Origin of the sequence: Geosporobacter ferrireducens (assembly GCF_001750685.1) — a bacterium.
GTDB classification, from domain to species: domain Bacteria; phylum Bacillota; class Clostridia; order Peptostreptococcales; family Thermotaleaceae; genus Geosporobacter; species Geosporobacter ferrireducens.
Map to the genome: position 1 here is coordinate 1,492,660 of NZ_CP017269.1, position 15,733 is coordinate 1,508,392.

The window sequence follows — 15,733 nt, forward strand, 5'->3', positions numbered from 1 at the left end:
AAGTATGTCTTTCTGCTATAATTAATTATGACAAAAAAATAACAGAGTAATTGATTGTAAGGGGGAGAAATGATGAAAAAAAATAGCTTTAAGTTTCTTGTAGCTCTACTTATTTTAAGCTTATCTTTCAGTTTAGCCGGCTGCGGAGCAAAACAAGAGCCACCGGCTCCTGCTCCTGCAGCTCCTGAGACAAGTGCTCCAAGTGCAGTAGAAACAGCCGCAAATGCCTACTTTGCAAACATGCCTCAAGATGTTTATAAAATTAGTCAAAAGGATTTTATTGACAAAGTAAAAGCAGGAGAAGATATGTTCATCTTAGATATCAGACAGGCAGATGTATATGATAAAGGGCATGTAAAAGGGGCAGTCAATGCGCCTTGGGGAACAGCCATTAGCGATAACCTGAGCAAATTGCCTAAAGACAAAACCCTTATGGTATATTGCTACACAGGACAAACGGCTGGTCAGGCAGTAGCATTATTAAATATGGCAGGTTTTGATGCAAAATCTGTAAATCTTGGATGGGATTTTGGTATATCTAAGGTTGAAGGCATTGCAGATGTCACAGAAACAGAATCCAATGATTTCCCACAGGGAACACCTGCCGATATCCCTGCAGATGTCAAAACTGCAGTAGAAGCCTATTTCAAAGGATTAGCCGACGTAAAAGGTACAACTTATGCTAATTACAAAATTAGTGAAGATGATGCAAAGGCTCTATTAGATGCAAAGGATGATAGTGTGATTTTCCTTTCCATCAGAAGTGCAGAAGACTATGCTAAGGGTCATATTGAAAGCGCTATGAATATTCCATTCGGTAAGGGAATGGAACAAAAATTCAACACATTACCTAAGGATAAGAAAATTATAGTCTACTGCTACACAGGCCAAACTGCCGGTCAAACCGTAGCAGGTTTAAAGATGCTTGGCTATGATGCAGTTTCATTAAATGGCGGCATGGGTATGGAATCCAATGCGCCACAAGGATGGATCAATAAAGGTTTTCCTGTTGTACAATAATTTAGACCTATAAACAATAAAAGGGGTATATCAAATTTTGAGCCAAATACTCGAAATTCGATATACCTTTTTGTTTTACTGATATTGAGATCTAGGAAACGATGTTTTATCAGTACCCCTGCATTTTAATTTCTATATTTAATGTATCAATATTTTATTACGCTTTAACTTCCTTTTGCTTGATAGTGCAATAGTTATATCACTTTTTCATATTCGTCCTTTGATCTTACAACTTCATTTTCTTCAGATCTTTTACAATATCTTGTAGTATATGATTTCTCTTAATTTTCATCCACATAGATATAGTACAATTTTTACAAACTGTACCTTAACCTCACATTATTTGTACGCATTTCACGCACTCATAACTTATCATTTTTTATAAATGCTCTGTTAAAGAATAGTGTTGAAATCATAACATTTTATTTGTGTACCTCTTATGGTAAAATTAAGTCGTAATAGTTGGATAGTGCGACCCAAAGATCCTTCACTCCATTTAGGATGACAATTCATCCTACGGACGACCACAGGTCGCCCCTACAATTTATTCTTAACGGTCCAGCACCGTAGGGGATGAAATCCCCTGCCGCCTTCAGGAAGGTGCTCAGACAGCTTTGCTGTCGTCGAAGGAAACCTAGGGTTTCCTAGCGAAAGCGTCCTAGACACTCTTTTTATAGGGAAAGATTTCCCTCATAATTTATTCCATACCAATGTATAAAATTCCTTCTCCTTTCAGCTTTGTTTCTATTATACACTGGAAAATCTGATAAATCTTTTAAAAAAGTTTGCGAAGGGATTTTATAGAAAGTAAAAGGTCTACATGTTATAATCTAGTTGATACCTCCTTAACGAACAAAGCTAGTGTTTATTATGACTTAATTATTTTGGAGATGGCTTATGGCAGGATATACGGAACTTATTAAAAATTTTGAAAAAATTCGTTCCTTTACCAGGGACTTCTTTATCTATGGCTTCAAAGGAAGAGGCGATTTCGATGGACTTTCACCACGCACTTATGACAATGAGCGCAGACGGATAGAAAGTTATCTTAGTGAACTGATTGTTAAAACCCATGATAGTAAAGGAAAAAGCATTTCAATATCCTCAAATACCATTGCAAAAACATCCAATCCACTTTTTAAAGTATGGCAAACCAAGTCTTTTACAAAAAAAGATTGCTTTCTTCACTTTGTAATTCTCGACATTTTTTCAAAGCATACAAGCTTAAGTGTAAGAGAAGTTGCTGAAATCATTAGTGATGATTATACTACAGCCTTCAGCGCCAGTGAGCCTATGGATACCATGACGATTCGCAATAAGCTTAAAGAGTATACCCAGCTCGGTATACTGGAAGGGAAAAAATCCGGCAAAACCCTGCATTATTCTTTGCCACCTAACCCACTTCATCGTCTCTCCCCTAAAACAAGTGAAAGCCTCAACATGGCTTTATCCTATTATAAAAACATTTTGCCGGGAGGCTTCATGGGTCATTCCATAAACAATGAGCAGGACAGTCCTTTTATCTATAAACAAATTTATTTTTCACAGACATTGGACGATGAAATTGTATTAAAACTGCTTGAGGCCATAGAGATGAAACGGATGGTCACGCTGACAATGATCCCTGCTAAAGGTGATAGAAATAGAAAAAATCCTTGTGTTCCCATTCAGATTTTAAGCAATACAAAATCTGGAAGGCGTTATGCAGCTATATACCATGAGAACAGCAGGAAATTCTCCACAGTACGAATTGATTATATAAAGGACGTGGATTTTGGTGAAATCTGTCCTGAATTTGACAACCTTTTTAGGGACTATCAACTTCGTATGAAACATTCTTTTTCAATTACCCCTCAAACGAAAGAAAAACTCCATAACCTAACTGTGCGTCTTCAAATAGATGAAGCTACCGAACAATATGTACTTGAACGTATTCGAAGAGAAGGTCAACATGGTACGCTTACGAAAATAGAAGATAATATTTTTGAATACAGTATAGGCATACCGGATAGTCTTGAAATGGTTCCATGGCTTAGAACATTTATTGGTCGTATTCTTCAGATTGAGGGCAGCGAGGCCCATATCATTTCACAGTTTAAAAGAGATATTCATGCTATGCTGGCAATGTATGAAGACTGATATATGCCAATCTATTTTTAGAAGGTGTGAACGATGGATAGTATCTATAATGAAATATATGGCTTGTACTATTGGATGTTAGAAAAAATACTTAAAAAAGCAATGTCGTCTGAGCTTACCCTGAAAGATATCCATGATATTGTTGCACAATATGGTTTTTCTGAAAGCAATCTATATTTTACCCCTGAGGTTATCGCTCAGGGAAAACAGGGATATAATCTGCTTAAAGAATCCGGCGCCGGTTATGCTTCTATTCTTCAGTCCAGTCCTGCAAAGCCCTTGACAAATTTGCAGAAGTCCTTTATAAAAAGTGTCCTTTCTGATAAAAAGATCCATTTGTTTTTTGACGAAGACATGCTTAAAGAAATCCATGAAGCCCTATGGGATACGGCTCCCCTTTTTAATGTGGATAACATTGCCTTTAAAGAAACTGCCTTGGATAGAGATGATTATGCCGATGAGAAATATATTTCTAATTTTAAGTGTATTCTTGGGGCAATAAGGGATAACCGGGCACTAAAAATCTGCTTTAACACTTCAAAGGGTGAGCGTAAGACAATGAAACTTGCGCCTTATAAACTGGAGTATGGAATTCGTGATGATAAGTTTCGCATATGTGGTATTCGCATACAGGAAGAAAAGGAAAATCTCTATGTGAAAATCAATCTTGCCAGAATCGTATCGATAACTGTGCTCAAGCAATCCTTTCTGTTGGATTATGAATCTTTCATCGCTGCCAAACGCAAAACAGAGCCTATTGAGATAGAGGTCTATAATCTTCGCAAAGGCTTCGAACGCGTGTTTATTGGCCTGTCCAATTATGAAAGAATCTCCAGCTTTCATGAAGAATCTGGTAAATGCAGTATTAAAATCTATTATACCGATGATGATGAGCAGGAGCTTTTAATTCTACTCCTTTCCTACGGACCTGCTATAAAAGTATTAGGTCCTCCAGATTTTAGAACCAAATTTATTGAAAGGGTACAAAAACAGTTCCATATGTTCAATAGGCCCTAGGTTCACAGCCTAAGGCCTATTTTCATTTCTCTTGTGCTACCAGTTGACTTAACTGCTCCAATATTCCAGCGTTTGCTGAAAGTGAGATACTTCCAACCTTATCACAGATACGCTCCAAATACTCTAGCTCCTTTAACTTATACAAGGTCTTATTCTCTTCCATTAACCTTGCAGTATTTAACAAGCTTCTTGTGGAGGCGGTTTCTTCCCTCCTGGTTATTACGTTTGCAAAGGCTTTTTTCTCCGCAATCAAGACTGTATTCAGTATCTCTTTTATATCTCCAGGCAAGATAATATCTTTAACACCTGCCTCTATTAACGCTATACCAAACTCATCCTGCTTATGTCTGACAGAATTAAGTATGATACTGCCTATTTCATGCTTCTGTGCAAGAAGTTCATCCAGCTTTCTGGTAGCTACATATTCTCTTAATGCAAGCTGCATGGTTATATACAGCTGCTGCTCAAAATCATCAAATTCCATGGTTACTTTGACAGGATCTACTATTTTATACTGGCATATATAATTCATGCGAAGGGTTACTTTATCTTCAGACAGTAGTTCCTGTCCCGATATTTCAAGCAGTTGTTTCCTTCCATCTACTATTCTTACCTCTACAGTGTTTATCCCCCTTACGAAATAATGGCTTCCCGATGAAAGGATTTTTAAAAACGTACCATTGACCGTAAGAATTCCAATTTTACCTGCAGGTACACTGTATGAATGAATATACTTAAAACCCTCTTTTCTGAAATATTCTCTACCGAATATATTCAGATCAACACGATCTGGTAAAAAGGGAGAGTTTGTATCGATTACAACAAATGTATGCTTCTTTATGGTATTGAAATAGGCGTGAGAGCCATAGACAAGAATATCGCAGAAGTTCCCATCAACATAATGCAATGCAATTTCGTTATCCTTCAGATTGATAACATCCAATTTATTTGCCAAAAAATCATCATCTAAGAACAGGGATAATTCGTGCCCCACTTCAAATTTACCTGCCATATCTACTGAAAGTATCCATTTTTTTGTAAAAGGCATCATATAATAGGTTTTTGAAGGTAATGCCTTGATAAAACTGTTATTTTCAAACAACAGACCTACCTCATGGGTATTTACTATGTACTTCATACGTCTCACCTCGTTTATATTTTAGACACATTCAGGTGTCCTATTTGCGCAGGACTGTTTAAGGGACTTAAAACAAATTCTGACGGGCTCAAATTAAGTATGCCTTAAATCAACCGAAAGGCAGTAAGTCCTTTGAGTCAATTTAAAAGTAGTACTCGCCTACCCTACATACGATATCCTTTTATGCACAAGGTCAGTTTCTGCCTGTCTTGCAGGATAATTTCCTGCCGGACTAAGCCCTCTTATCCAGCCACTTGATTTGAATTTACCTTAACAGGGTAACCTAGAGGGGAGTCGAACCCCACACCATAGGTGCAACCATAGCTGACCGCTCTACCAATTGAGCTACACAAACCCCTGAGGTTTGAGGAAGGATTTGAACCTTCTACACATCAGTTCTCTTAGGGCAAGCTCAGGCATACATAGGATCATGGATCAAATGCACCGCGCAGTCTCAAAACTGCCGCATTAAGCTTGCTTCCACAGCACTCGGCTGTAATTATATATTATAATGAATTGCTTTTGTTTTCATGAAAAAAAGTGTGCGAAGTTTTATTTGGGATAGTAGACGCCAATCTCTTTCCTACCACATATGATAGTAGAAAGGTGGTTTTGGAGGTGTTCCTAAAACATTTCCCTTTATGGGAGTATTAAGATTAGAATCAAGGGGTCAAGTACTGCAAGCCGCTTATCCTGTTGCTATTGGTAAACCCAGTATAGCTAGTCCTACAGGTACTTTCAAAATCACGGAAAAAGCCCCCAATCCAGATGGTGTATTCGATACACGACGGATGCGCTTCTATAAGGATTATGGCATCCACGGCACCAACAATCCTGCTTCGATTGGTAACACCGTATCTAATGGCTGCATCCGTATGTTCAATGAGGATGTGAATTTCATCTATGCAGTGGTCACCATCGGCACAGATGTTCGGATCATTCCTTCTGAAAGAAGTTTCCGTACCTATGCGGTACAGCCAGGAGGCACCTTGTATTCTATTGCTTTGAGATTTGGCGTATCCTTTTCGGATCTTCTTAGCGCAAATGTCGGCGTGGATAATGTAGATGTGATCTATATAGGACAGGAGTTGGTTATTCCTTAAAGAAAACCTTTTTATTTTATAGTGTTATCAGCATATATTATTGTATGGATATATAATCTTGGAAACAACCCAAGCGTCCCCAAGGCTTCTATTGAGCAGACAAAAATGATGCCACGAAAACCCAGTGGTTCCCTGACAAAAGGTTATCTTGGTAACCATTTGAAAACGCTTTCTGTGTCAAATGATTATCCTATTACTTTTCCTGTAATTCCTTCAATTTTTCTATGTCAGAAATAATATATTCTTTTCCCTTTTCTTTTTTTAATACTCCCAACTCACAGAATTGCTCAATGACGTATAGCACATGACGATAACTAACATTCATATATTCAGAAACATCTGTATGAGGAATACTATATATACTATTTTGTTGATATTGAAGAATAAACGCCGCAAGTCTTCTATTCAAAGAATAATTTAAGTTCTCACTCATTCGATAACTTCTGGCTAATAATTTGTTGGCAATATACGATGCAAAATAAAAAGAAACTTTTGCATTTTCTTTGCACAATTTTCGTAATTCATTCATATTAAATTCCAAGCATTCGACATCTTGAAGAACTCTATTTTCTTTTATGTCTGATTCATAGCAGAACAAGGAAAGCTCCCCTAACCAGTCATTTTTCCCTACAAAGTCAAGGATTGAACGTCGCCCGTTTTTATGATCGATATAAATTTTAGCAGTCCCAGACAGAATAAAATAGCAATATACTGGACTACTGTTCAATTTATAAATATTATCTCTTTTTAAGAAAGTCCTTTTCTTTCCGATTTCAAATACTACCGTCGGCATCTCATTATCAAAAAACATATATATTTCTCTCCAAATATGATATTTCTCATATTTCATTTCCCTTTTTTATTATAACATGTTTATAAAAATAAGAATATTGCATTATCTGAGGTGAAATATGATTCCACAACATACGAAAAAGTTATTATATTCAGTATTGGCTTTCCTGACGCTGGGCTTAGGTATTTCTCTGCAAATCAAAGCTGGGATTGGGCAAAGTATGTTTAATGCCTTTTCTTTGATTTTGGCAGAGTTATCTAATTTAGAGATCGGAACTGTGCTTAACTTTTTAAATATGTCATTTCTTATAATTTATCTCATGGTCCGACGGTCTCAAATTAACCGCCGAGATATTGTTCAAATAGTTGCGACTATAGTAAATGGCTATATCGTTAACTTTTATATTTACATCATTTTGAACCATTTAATAATTCAAACATACTTGATGAAAGTATTGTTATTTATGATTGGGCTTATATTAGCTTCCATTAGTCTCGGGGCAATTCTAGCTATGGAGATCATTCAGTTCCCTCTAGAAAGTTTATGCATTGCATTGGCTCAAAAGCTTGGATGTAAACTGACGACAATTCGAATGCTATTTGATATTTTCTTTGCGATTAGCACTCTGATACTTACTTCAATAACCAGTCGTGGCCTATATATAAGAGAAGGAACTATCATTAGCTTTTTCATGCTCTCAAGGTTAATGGGTTTCTCATACTATTTTCATAAAAAACATTTATAGAAGGAGTTGTAGATTATGTATAATATCATTTTAATGGACTTAGACAATACTATTTTGGATTTTGATGCTGCGGAAAAAGAAAGTTTCAGAAAAATCATAGAATTATCAGGACTAAACTATACAGATGCGTTATTGCAACAATATAAAAAAATAAACAAATCTTTATGGAATCGTCTCGAACAAGGACATCTTCCAAAAGATGTCGTATTGAATACGCGTTTCAGTGAGTTTTTTGAGCTTTATGGCATTCAAGTTGATGGTAGCGATATAGAAAAAAAGTACAGATTTTACCTTGATAATTCTTCCTCGCTCATTTCCAATGCAGAATACACCTTAACAAAACTTAAGATGATGGGAAAAAGAATTTATTCAGCATCTAACGGTGTATATACAACACAAATCAAGCGCTTGTCAAACGCTGGCATAATTGACTTGTTTGATGGACATTTTATCTCTGACAAAATAAAATATGAAAAGCCTTCCCCTTATTTCTTTGGATACTGCCTCAAAAACATATATGGAGCTTTAAACAGTTCCATAATCATGGTAGGAGATAACCCTACTTCTGATGTGCAGGGAGCCGTTAATGTCGGAATTGATTCTTGTTTTTATCAACACAGCAAAAATGTTGAATGTACCTATGCCAACTATATCATACATGACATATCCGAACTTTTAGATATCGTATAGTTTTTTTTATTAAAGATGATTATTCTCAATTTATCAGTAAGCAAAAGTCCTCGACGATCATCCCCACACTCAATGGGTTCTATCCATTCTCATTGTTTTCTTTTCTCAGTTTTCAAACTTCGCCAGGTGCTCCACATGTATTATTTTTGAAAATTAAAGCAAACGCAACATTGATCAGGTCTCCTCAACTCTATGCAAAATGTCCAATATCAAGTTTGTTCACTTAACCCTATCCATTTTTATACCATAGATATTCTTTTCCACATTCAAAAATAAAGATTTCCAAGCACCAGTTCTTTTCTATCAGATACTCATTCGGAAAGTCCCATGCTCGGAAACCCTATATTTCGAGCCTACTATTTAATTAGCATATCCTGGGGAGCATATCTCCCTCAAGAGGCCCAACAATTCTCCTGCCCCCAATAACTGTTTCCATCACTACCTTTGGAAATAGTCCAGTGGAAAGAAAGCTACCAATGATTGCTGCATCTTCACAGTCTTCACATTGCCAAATTTCCTCTAGTACCGCTCTAGCCTTCTGCTTGTCAACCACAATGATCAGCCTGCCCTCACAGGCATGATATAGTGGGTCTAGTCCTAAAAGCTCATTGATAGATTTCACTTCCACAGCTATCGGAATAGCCTCTTCTAATAGCTGAATTCCGCGTCCTGATGCCTCTAGGATTTCATTTAAGGCAGTTGCCAAACCTCCTCTGGTAGGATCCTTCATTAACTTAATACTTCCCATATATGTCTGAAGCTTTTCAAGAATATGATTTAATGGTCTACAATCGCTTTTTATATTTTCTTCTACTTTTATTCCATACCGTTCCACCGCTATGGTAGTGCCATGCTGGGCAATTCCCCCAGTGATAATAATTTGATCTCCCGCTTGAATGGGTTTTGGTTGATACTGAGCCTGAACCACGCCTATTCCAGAAGTATTGATGAATACCCCATCTACTGAGCCTTTCTCCACCACCTTTGTATCTCCTGTGATTATTTTCACTCCTGTTTTTCTACAGGTCTCTCCGATGGAGGCTGCAATTCTCTCAAGCAGCTCCATATCAAAGCCCTCTTCAATGATAAAGCCACAGCTTAAATATAATGATCTGGCTCCTGCTGCAACGAGATCATTTATGGTACCACAGACAGCTAATTTGCCAATGTTTCCCCCTGGAAACACCAGAGGCTTTACAACAAAGGAGTCTGTTGTAAAGGCCAGTCTCCCATGAATCCCATCAAATACAGATGCATCTAGAGAATTTACTAACATATCGTTATGAAAATGCTTATAAAAGATATCCTTGATCAGTATGCTTGTATGTTTTCCTCCGTCTCCATGGCGGAGCATCACTGTTTTTTCCATTCTACACTTCCTCCCCATACCGATAGTCAATGGAACAAGCCCCCTCTGTAGACACCATACAAGGCCCCTGAGGGCTCATTGGGTTACATCCTTTCTTAAAAAGCTTACATTCCCTCGGTGTCTTCTTTCCCAGTAAAATATCCTTACAATCACAGCCCATACTGACTTTTACCTGTTGATTTTCTAGCACAAATACCTTTCTTGCATCAAATCTAGCATATTTTTCTTTAATCTGTAGAGAAGAGTTTTCTATGTTACCAATTCCCCGCCACTCTCCATCTAAAATATTGAATACCTCATCTATCAACAGATTGGCAGTGGTATTCCCTTGAGGGCTTACACATCTTTTATATAGATTTTGAAAGGCGTCTTCTTTCCCTTGGGTGATCTGCTTCACCAGATAATATATCCCTGCTACAATGTCAACAGCTTCAAATCCACATACGGCAGCTGGAACATGGTACTTCCTATTTATAAACTTAAAATAATCAGATCCCTTAATCGTAGCCACATGGCCTGGACAGATAAATCCATGGATCTGATTGTTAGATTCCTTTAAAATATAATGCAGGATTGGTGCCATTAGCTTGAGGGAGGTAAGGAAATATAGGTTATCAATGCCCCTCTCCGCAGCCGTTTTAGTTGCTAAAGCTATAATAGGAGCTGTAGTTTCAAAACCTACCCCTAGAAAAACAATTTGTTTTCCTCTGTACTTTTCTGCTATATCAATGATGTCTAAAGGTGAATAAATTATCCTGACATCCTTCCCCTTCCCCTTTTCCTCCAGCAGGCTTCCCTTTCTTCCCCTCACTTTCATCAAGTCTCCAAAGGTAACCACTGTTACATTATATCTATTTAAAATCTCTATAGCCCAGTCAATATACCTTTCTTCCGTTACACAGACAGGGCATCCTGGACCTGATAAAAGCTTTATTTTGGAGGATAACAGCGTTCTTAGCCCCAGCTTAGCAATCATCTGAGTGTGGGTACCACAGACCTCCATAATCTTTATTTCTTCTGTGACCATGGAATTCACCTCATTGATTAGGTTGGTTAACAAATCCTTATCTATATCTATCTTCCTTCTCATTTCCATCCACCATACTTTCAAGTATACCTAGTAAATCATCATAATAGCTTCTGTCAATCTTCTCAATAGCACACCCCACATGGATTAGCACATGCTCTCCAACCTTTAAATGTTCAATTAATTGTATATTGACAATCGTTTCTACACCCATGATTTTTACCCTCGCCTCGGGAGAAAATAATTCAATAACTTCCCCAGGAACTGCAATACACATATCAACCCTTCCCTTCTATTGCAGCTGCTATCCCTAATTGTCCAACTGAAATCCCACTATCATTGGTGGGAATTTGTTGATGATAATAAACGTCGTAGTCTCTTTTCTTTAACCCCTTTACTACATAAGACAATAGATAGATATTTTCAAAAACCCCTCCGCTGAATACGATATTGTTTATATGATATCTTTCCTTTATTCTAGTGATCATCTCTAGGGTCACATTGCCTATAGTATTATGAAATTTAGCTGAAACAGCAGAAGGAGATAATTCATCCTCTATATCTTTTAAAACCCCCATTAGAATACTTTTATAATCAATTTGATAAACTCCATTTTCTTCTCCTATATGATAAGAATAGTATTCTTTAACTGAAGGGTCTAAAATATTTTCTAATTCAATGGCAGCCTGAGCATCGTAGGTAATTCGCTGTCGTAGATTCAGTAAGGCTGCCACACAGTCAAAAAGCCTTCCCATACTAGAACTTTCAAAGCAGTTTAAGTTTTGATCCAAAGCCTGTCTGACTGTATAAATACTTTTTTTGTCTACTTCTCTCAAAACCTTCTTATACTTATAATCGATTGCATGTATATAGCTGATGGCAATTCTCCAGGGTTCTTTGATTGCTTGATTCCCGCCTTGTATGGTGACATATTTTAAATGTCCTACTCGACTAAAACTCTCCCTTGTACCTACAAAAAACTCTCCGCCCCATATTTTGCCGTCTGTCCCTAGACCCGTTCCATCAAAAACTACCCCTATCACAGGAGAAAATAGTCTGTGCTCCACCATACAACTAACCATATGGGCATGATGATGTTGTACTGCTATTTTTTTACCTGCTATCGATTCTGCATATTGAGAGGATAAGTAGCTCCCATTGTAGTCATGAGCGATTACTTTAGGCTTCAATCCTAATAGGTTTACTAAATTTCCTATTGCTTTTTCATAGATCCCATAAGTATCAAAATCCTTTAAGTCTCCTAAATACTGACTCATATACCCGTATTGATTTTGAGCAGCACAAAATGTACTTTTTTCCTCTGCCCCCAAGGCTAATGCTTCTTGTGTTATATTAATTGGAAAGGTGAAGGGGATATAGCCTCTTGCCCTTCTTACCAAAACCTCTTGGTCGTTTACTACCTTTATAACGGAATCCTCCACTGGGATATGTATATCTCGATTATGCATTAAGAAATAATCAGCAATCCTTCTTAGGTTCTCAATGGCTTCATGATTTTCATATTGTACTGGAGCACTGCTTCTATTGCCACTGGTCATGACAAGCGCTGTGATTGTCCCCTCAAACAGTAAATAATGTAACGGTGTATAAGGGAGCATCACTCCCAATTTTTTCATATTCGGAGCAATTTCATCAGGTAGTGTCTTAGACGCCTTTTTTTCTAATAGAACAATAGGTCTTTTATTGCTTAACAGGATTTTTTCTTCTATTTCATTGATCATACATAATTCTCTTGCTACCTCTATATCCTTTACCATAAGAGCAAAGGGCTTATGGGGCCTGTTTTTTCTTTTCCTCAAAGCTTTTATAGTCTCTTGATTTCCAGCATCACAGGCTAAATGATATCCTCCTAGTCCTTTAATAGCCACTATTTTCCCTCTCTGCAAAAGGTCTATGGTTTTTTGAATAGGATCAGTGCACAGCACTTTCCTTCCTTCATTCGTCAATACATATACAGAGGGTCCGCAATTTGGACAACAATTGGGTTGAGCATGAAATCTCCTATCCGCTGGATCATTGTATTCTCCCCTGCAGCTAGGACACATTTGAAAGTCATCCATGGTTGTATGAATTCGATCATAAGGCAATTTCCTAAGAATAGAATACCGAGAGCCACAAGCTGTACAATTTGTAAAGGGGTAATGATATCTCGGGTTATGTATATTAAATATTTCTTCTAGACACTGGGGACAAGTAGCCACATCTACACCGATAAATTTAAGCCCTTTTTCATCAGAGGAGCTGAATTTAATTTGAAAGTCTATATAGCCCTTATATTCCTTCGAAATTAATTGTATCTTTTCTATGATGGACAGATTAGGAGGATTCTTAATAATTTTTATTAAAAAATCTCTTATGGCTTTCCCTTCTCCCTCTATATCTAGGAGAACAGCACTTCCCTGATTGCTAACCCAGCCTTTAATGTTAAAAAACTCAGCCTGGTTGTAAATATAAGGCCTGTATCCTACCCCTTGGACGATTCCATAAATTTCTATTATGTACCTTCTCTTATCGATATCCTTAAGACGATTGTTATAGTTCAAAGGTCTCACCTTGGAGACTATGAATAATGGCTGTCTGCTCCTCTATATCTTCTCTTTGTAATTTAATCCGTAGGGCATCTCCTATGCATTCCTTACTATGAATCTCTAAGTGTTCCCGTAAGCTCTCTTCATTAACATGACTATGATGGTTCACCACCAATGTAAATGCTTCTATTTTCTTCAGTTTATATTCCTGACATAGTTCCTTTAGGGATTGTGCTATTTTATTTAATAAATAAGTATCATGCATTTTAAACCCTCCTTATGATTTGATAATGAATTGATACACTTCCTCACATATATGAGAGAGCCTGGTTTCTAATACGTTGCTCAGTTTTAAACTAAAATCAATCTCTTCCACTTCGATACCAACGATAAATCCGTCAACAGATTTTCCATAGATCTTTAGGAGGTGAACGAAACTTGGTTGGTGCTGTGAATAAGCTTGCGGATGCGCTTTAATAGATTTATCAATCGGAGTAAAGGTTACAGTACCTGGTTTCACATTAAAGTAGGTTGCATCAAGAATAAATAAAAAATCTCCGTCCTCAATTTTGCTTAAGGTAAAATCAATATCTGTCTCTCCTAGTATTACTTCGATGCCAATATGCTTCAACCGTGGTGAAAGTTCCTCTCCTACCCTGATTCCTATGCTATCATCCCCCATGATCCGATTGCCAATCCCAATACATTTTACAGCCATCTTATACAATCCTAATCTGCACCAAAGAATATCCACCACTTAATACATGAGTGGCACAGGAAACACAGGGATCAAAGGACCTAACAATTCTTCCTATTTCCACAGGTTTTTTCAAATCTTCTATGGTTGTTCCTATCAATGCTTTTTCTACTACTCCCTTGAGTCCTCTAGAATCTTCTGGTGATAGATTCCATGCAGTGGGGGTAATAATCCCATAGTTTTGAATGCCTTCATCTTGAGTGGTAACCCAATGACCTAGGGCTCCTCTCGTAGTATCGATAAGCCCCTTTCCCTTGGCTTCACCTGGAAACGCATATCTTCCTTGTTGCGTTGGCTTAAACTCTACCCGTTCCAAAAGACCCTCCATAATTTCGATGATTTTTCCTACTTCTAACACCCTGGCAATGATTCTATCCATAGTTGAAATACCTCTGGTATAGTTACCACTTAACCACATCCTTGCAAGGGGGCCAACTTCCATGGGATTTCCTTCATACCGTGGTGCTTTAATCCAACTATAGCCCTCCTCCTTATACACATTTTCTTCTACCGTTGGCTCCGTTGGTCTTTGTTCTGTCTGCCTTGCCTCATACCAAGCTCGATGAATGTTTTCAGTAATTTTTTCGGGGTTGAATCCTTGTAGCTCTCCATTGATAAATACCTGGGGACCCACATAAAATAGGTCTTTTTCCACGTAAGTATCAAATACCCCATAGGTCATTAGATTTTTATATCCTACTCCATTTTTAAAGTAATCAGGGTAATATTCTGCAGTGGTATATACATCAGGTATCATTCGTGTTACCACAAAATTCTTAATGGAGGCTAATATGGATTTGACCTTAATCCATTTCGCCGCATCTAGGTTCACTGTCACACCCCCTACAAATATGCCATGGGTATGGGGGGCTTTACCTCCAAGTACAGCTAACATTTCATGGGCTAGCCGGCTGTACTCAAGAGACTCCACATAGTTTCCAGATAACTCCCTATTCAACTCCTCAGGCAATCTATAATCATTATGAGTAACATTGTATAAAGGTTGAATCTCCGGCCCCCTTACAAAGTCTGGCAAGGTATATTGGTAGAAATGCCTTAAATGGTTTTGAATAAATTCACATCCATGCATAAAATCTCTAATCATCTTGTCATTTTCATTAGGACAAATGTCTAATATATCTTCTAAGGCTAAAGTAGATCCCATGGAATGGGCAGTAGAACAAATACCACAAATTCTTTCTGTAAAATAGATGGCATCCAAAGGCGGTCTTCCCCTTAACATTTTTTCAAAACCCCTAAAGAGCATACCACTACTTTTAGCATCGATAATTTGATTTTCTTCAACCTCTACTTGAATTTCTAAAAACCCACTGATTCGGGTAATTGGGTTGATGGTAATTTTACTTCCCATAGTTTCCTCCCAAG

15 protein-coding genes are annotated in these 15,733 nt (G+C 37.5%); 6 read left to right on the plus strand and 9 right to left on the minus strand.

Annotated elements, in window-relative coordinates:
- Nucleotides 1–69: 69 nt before the first annotated feature.
- The 3 genes from Gferi_RS07405 (at nucleotide 70) to Gferi_RS07415 (ending at nucleotide 4,176) form a co-directional block, all read left to right on the plus strand.
- Entirely contained in the window at nucleotides 70–1,020 is a 951-nt protein-coding gene (locus tag Gferi_RS07405) for a rhodanese-like domain-containing protein (protein WP_330389615.1), read from the plus strand.
- Nucleotides 1,021–1,917: 897 nt separating this feature from the next.
- The gene (locus Gferi_RS07410; protein WP_069975051.1) at nucleotides 1,918–3,159 is read left to right on the plus strand and encodes a WYL domain-containing protein; all 1,242 of its coding nucleotides are present in this window, start codon (nucleotides 1,918–1,920) and stop codon (nucleotides 3,157–3,159) included.
- A 33-nt stretch (nucleotides 3,160–3,192) separates the two neighbouring features.
- Nucleotides 3,193–4,176 carry a WYL domain-containing protein gene (locus Gferi_RS07415; RefSeq protein ID WP_069975054.1) on the plus strand — a complete coding sequence of 328 codons (984 nt, stop codon included), beginning with the start codon at nucleotides 3,193–3,195 and terminating at the stop codon, nucleotides 4,174–4,176.
- Between the two features lie 22 nt (nucleotides 4,177–4,198).
- On the opposite strand, the gene Gferi_RS07420 is transcribed toward Gferi_RS07415, so the two are convergent.
- The gene (locus tag Gferi_RS07420) at nucleotides 4,199–5,314 is read right to left on the minus strand and encodes a slipin family protein (RefSeq protein WP_069975055.1); all 1,116 of its coding nucleotides are present in this window, start codon (nucleotides 5,312–5,314) and stop codon (nucleotides 4,199–4,201) included.
- Nucleotides 5,315–5,955: 641 nt separating this feature from the next.
- On the opposite strand from Gferi_RS07420, the gene Gferi_RS07425 reads away from it, so the two are divergent.
- Nucleotides 5,956–6,417: a L,D-transpeptidase family protein gene (locus tag Gferi_RS07425; RefSeq protein WP_069975057.1), complete on the plus strand. Its 462-nt coding sequence runs from the start codon at nucleotides 5,956–5,958 to the stop codon at nucleotides 6,415–6,417.
- 193 nt (nucleotides 6,418–6,610) lie between these two features.
- Here the strand turns inward: Gferi_RS07425 and Gferi_RS07430 are convergent, their stop codons facing one another.
- Complete coding sequence (locus tag Gferi_RS07430) at nucleotides 6,611–7,228, minus strand: cyclic nucleotide-binding domain-containing protein (RefSeq protein ID WP_069975059.1); 618 nt, start codon at nucleotides 7,226–7,228, stop codon at nucleotides 6,611–6,613.
- A gap of 100 nt (nucleotides 7,229–7,328) precedes the next feature.
- Here Gferi_RS07430 and Gferi_RS07435 point away from each other — a divergent pair, with 100 nt between their 5' ends.
- Both Gferi_RS07435 and Gferi_RS07440 read left to right on the plus strand, forming a co-directional pair.
- The gene (locus Gferi_RS07435) at nucleotides 7,329–7,955 is read left to right on the plus strand and encodes a YczE/YyaS/YitT family protein (protein WP_069975062.1); all 627 of its coding nucleotides are present in this window, start codon (nucleotides 7,329–7,331) and stop codon (nucleotides 7,953–7,955) included.
- Nucleotides 7,956–7,970: 15 nt separating this feature from the next.
- Nucleotides 7,971–8,645, plus strand: coding sequence for a YjjG family noncanonical pyrimidine nucleotidase (locus Gferi_RS07440; RefSeq protein ID WP_069975064.1), 675 nt, complete (start codon nucleotides 7,971–7,973; stop codon nucleotides 8,643–8,645).
- A 364-nt stretch (nucleotides 8,646–9,009) separates the two neighbouring features.
- Here the strand turns inward: Gferi_RS07440 and hypE are convergent, their stop codons facing one another.
- The 7 genes from hypE to Gferi_RS07475 are packed head-to-tail and all read right to left on the minus strand — an operon-like array spanning nucleotide 9,010 to nucleotide 15,719.
- Nucleotides 9,010–10,014, minus strand: a complete 1,005-nt coding sequence (gene hypE, locus Gferi_RS07445) for a hydrogenase expression/formation protein HypE (protein WP_069975066.1) — start codon at nucleotides 10,012–10,014, stop codon at nucleotides 9,010–9,012.
- A gap of 1 nt (nucleotide 10,015) precedes the next feature.
- On the minus strand, nucleotides 10,016–11,104 hold the full coding sequence (gene hypD / locus Gferi_RS07450) for a hydrogenase formation protein HypD (protein ID WP_179948117.1): 1,089 nt from the start codon (nucleotides 11,102–11,104) through the stop codon (nucleotides 10,016–10,018).
- Entirely contained in the window at nucleotides 11,079–11,318 is a 240-nt protein-coding gene (locus tag Gferi_RS07455) for a HypC/HybG/HupF family hydrogenase formation chaperone (protein WP_069975068.1), read from the minus strand. Before Gferi_RS07455 ends, hypD begins: the two co-directional genes overlap by 26 nt.
- A 1-nt stretch (nucleotide 11,319) precedes the next feature.
- Nucleotides 11,320–13,605, minus strand: coding sequence for a carbamoyltransferase HypF (gene hypF / locus Gferi_RS07460; protein ID WP_156782341.1), 2,286 nt, complete (start codon nucleotides 13,603–13,605; stop codon nucleotides 11,320–11,322).
- Nucleotides 13,595–13,855: a hypothetical protein gene (locus Gferi_RS07465; protein WP_069975070.1), complete on the minus strand. Its 261-nt coding sequence runs from the start codon at nucleotides 13,853–13,855 to the stop codon at nucleotides 13,595–13,597. The genes hypF and Gferi_RS07465 overlap by 11 nt, the downstream gene beginning before the upstream one ends.
- Before the next feature lie 12 nt (nucleotides 13,856–13,867).
- Nucleotides 13,868–14,308 carry a hydrogenase maturation protease gene (locus tag Gferi_RS07470; protein WP_083273429.1) on the minus strand — a complete coding sequence of 147 codons (441 nt, stop codon included), beginning with the start codon at nucleotides 14,306–14,308 and terminating at the stop codon, nucleotides 13,868–13,870.
- A gap of 1 nt (nucleotide 14,309) precedes the next feature.
- Nucleotides 14,310–15,719, minus strand: coding sequence for a nickel-dependent hydrogenase large subunit (locus tag Gferi_RS07475; RefSeq protein ID WP_069975073.1), 1,410 nt, complete (start codon nucleotides 15,717–15,719; stop codon nucleotides 14,310–14,312).
- Nucleotides 15,720–15,733: the final 14 nt, after the last annotated feature.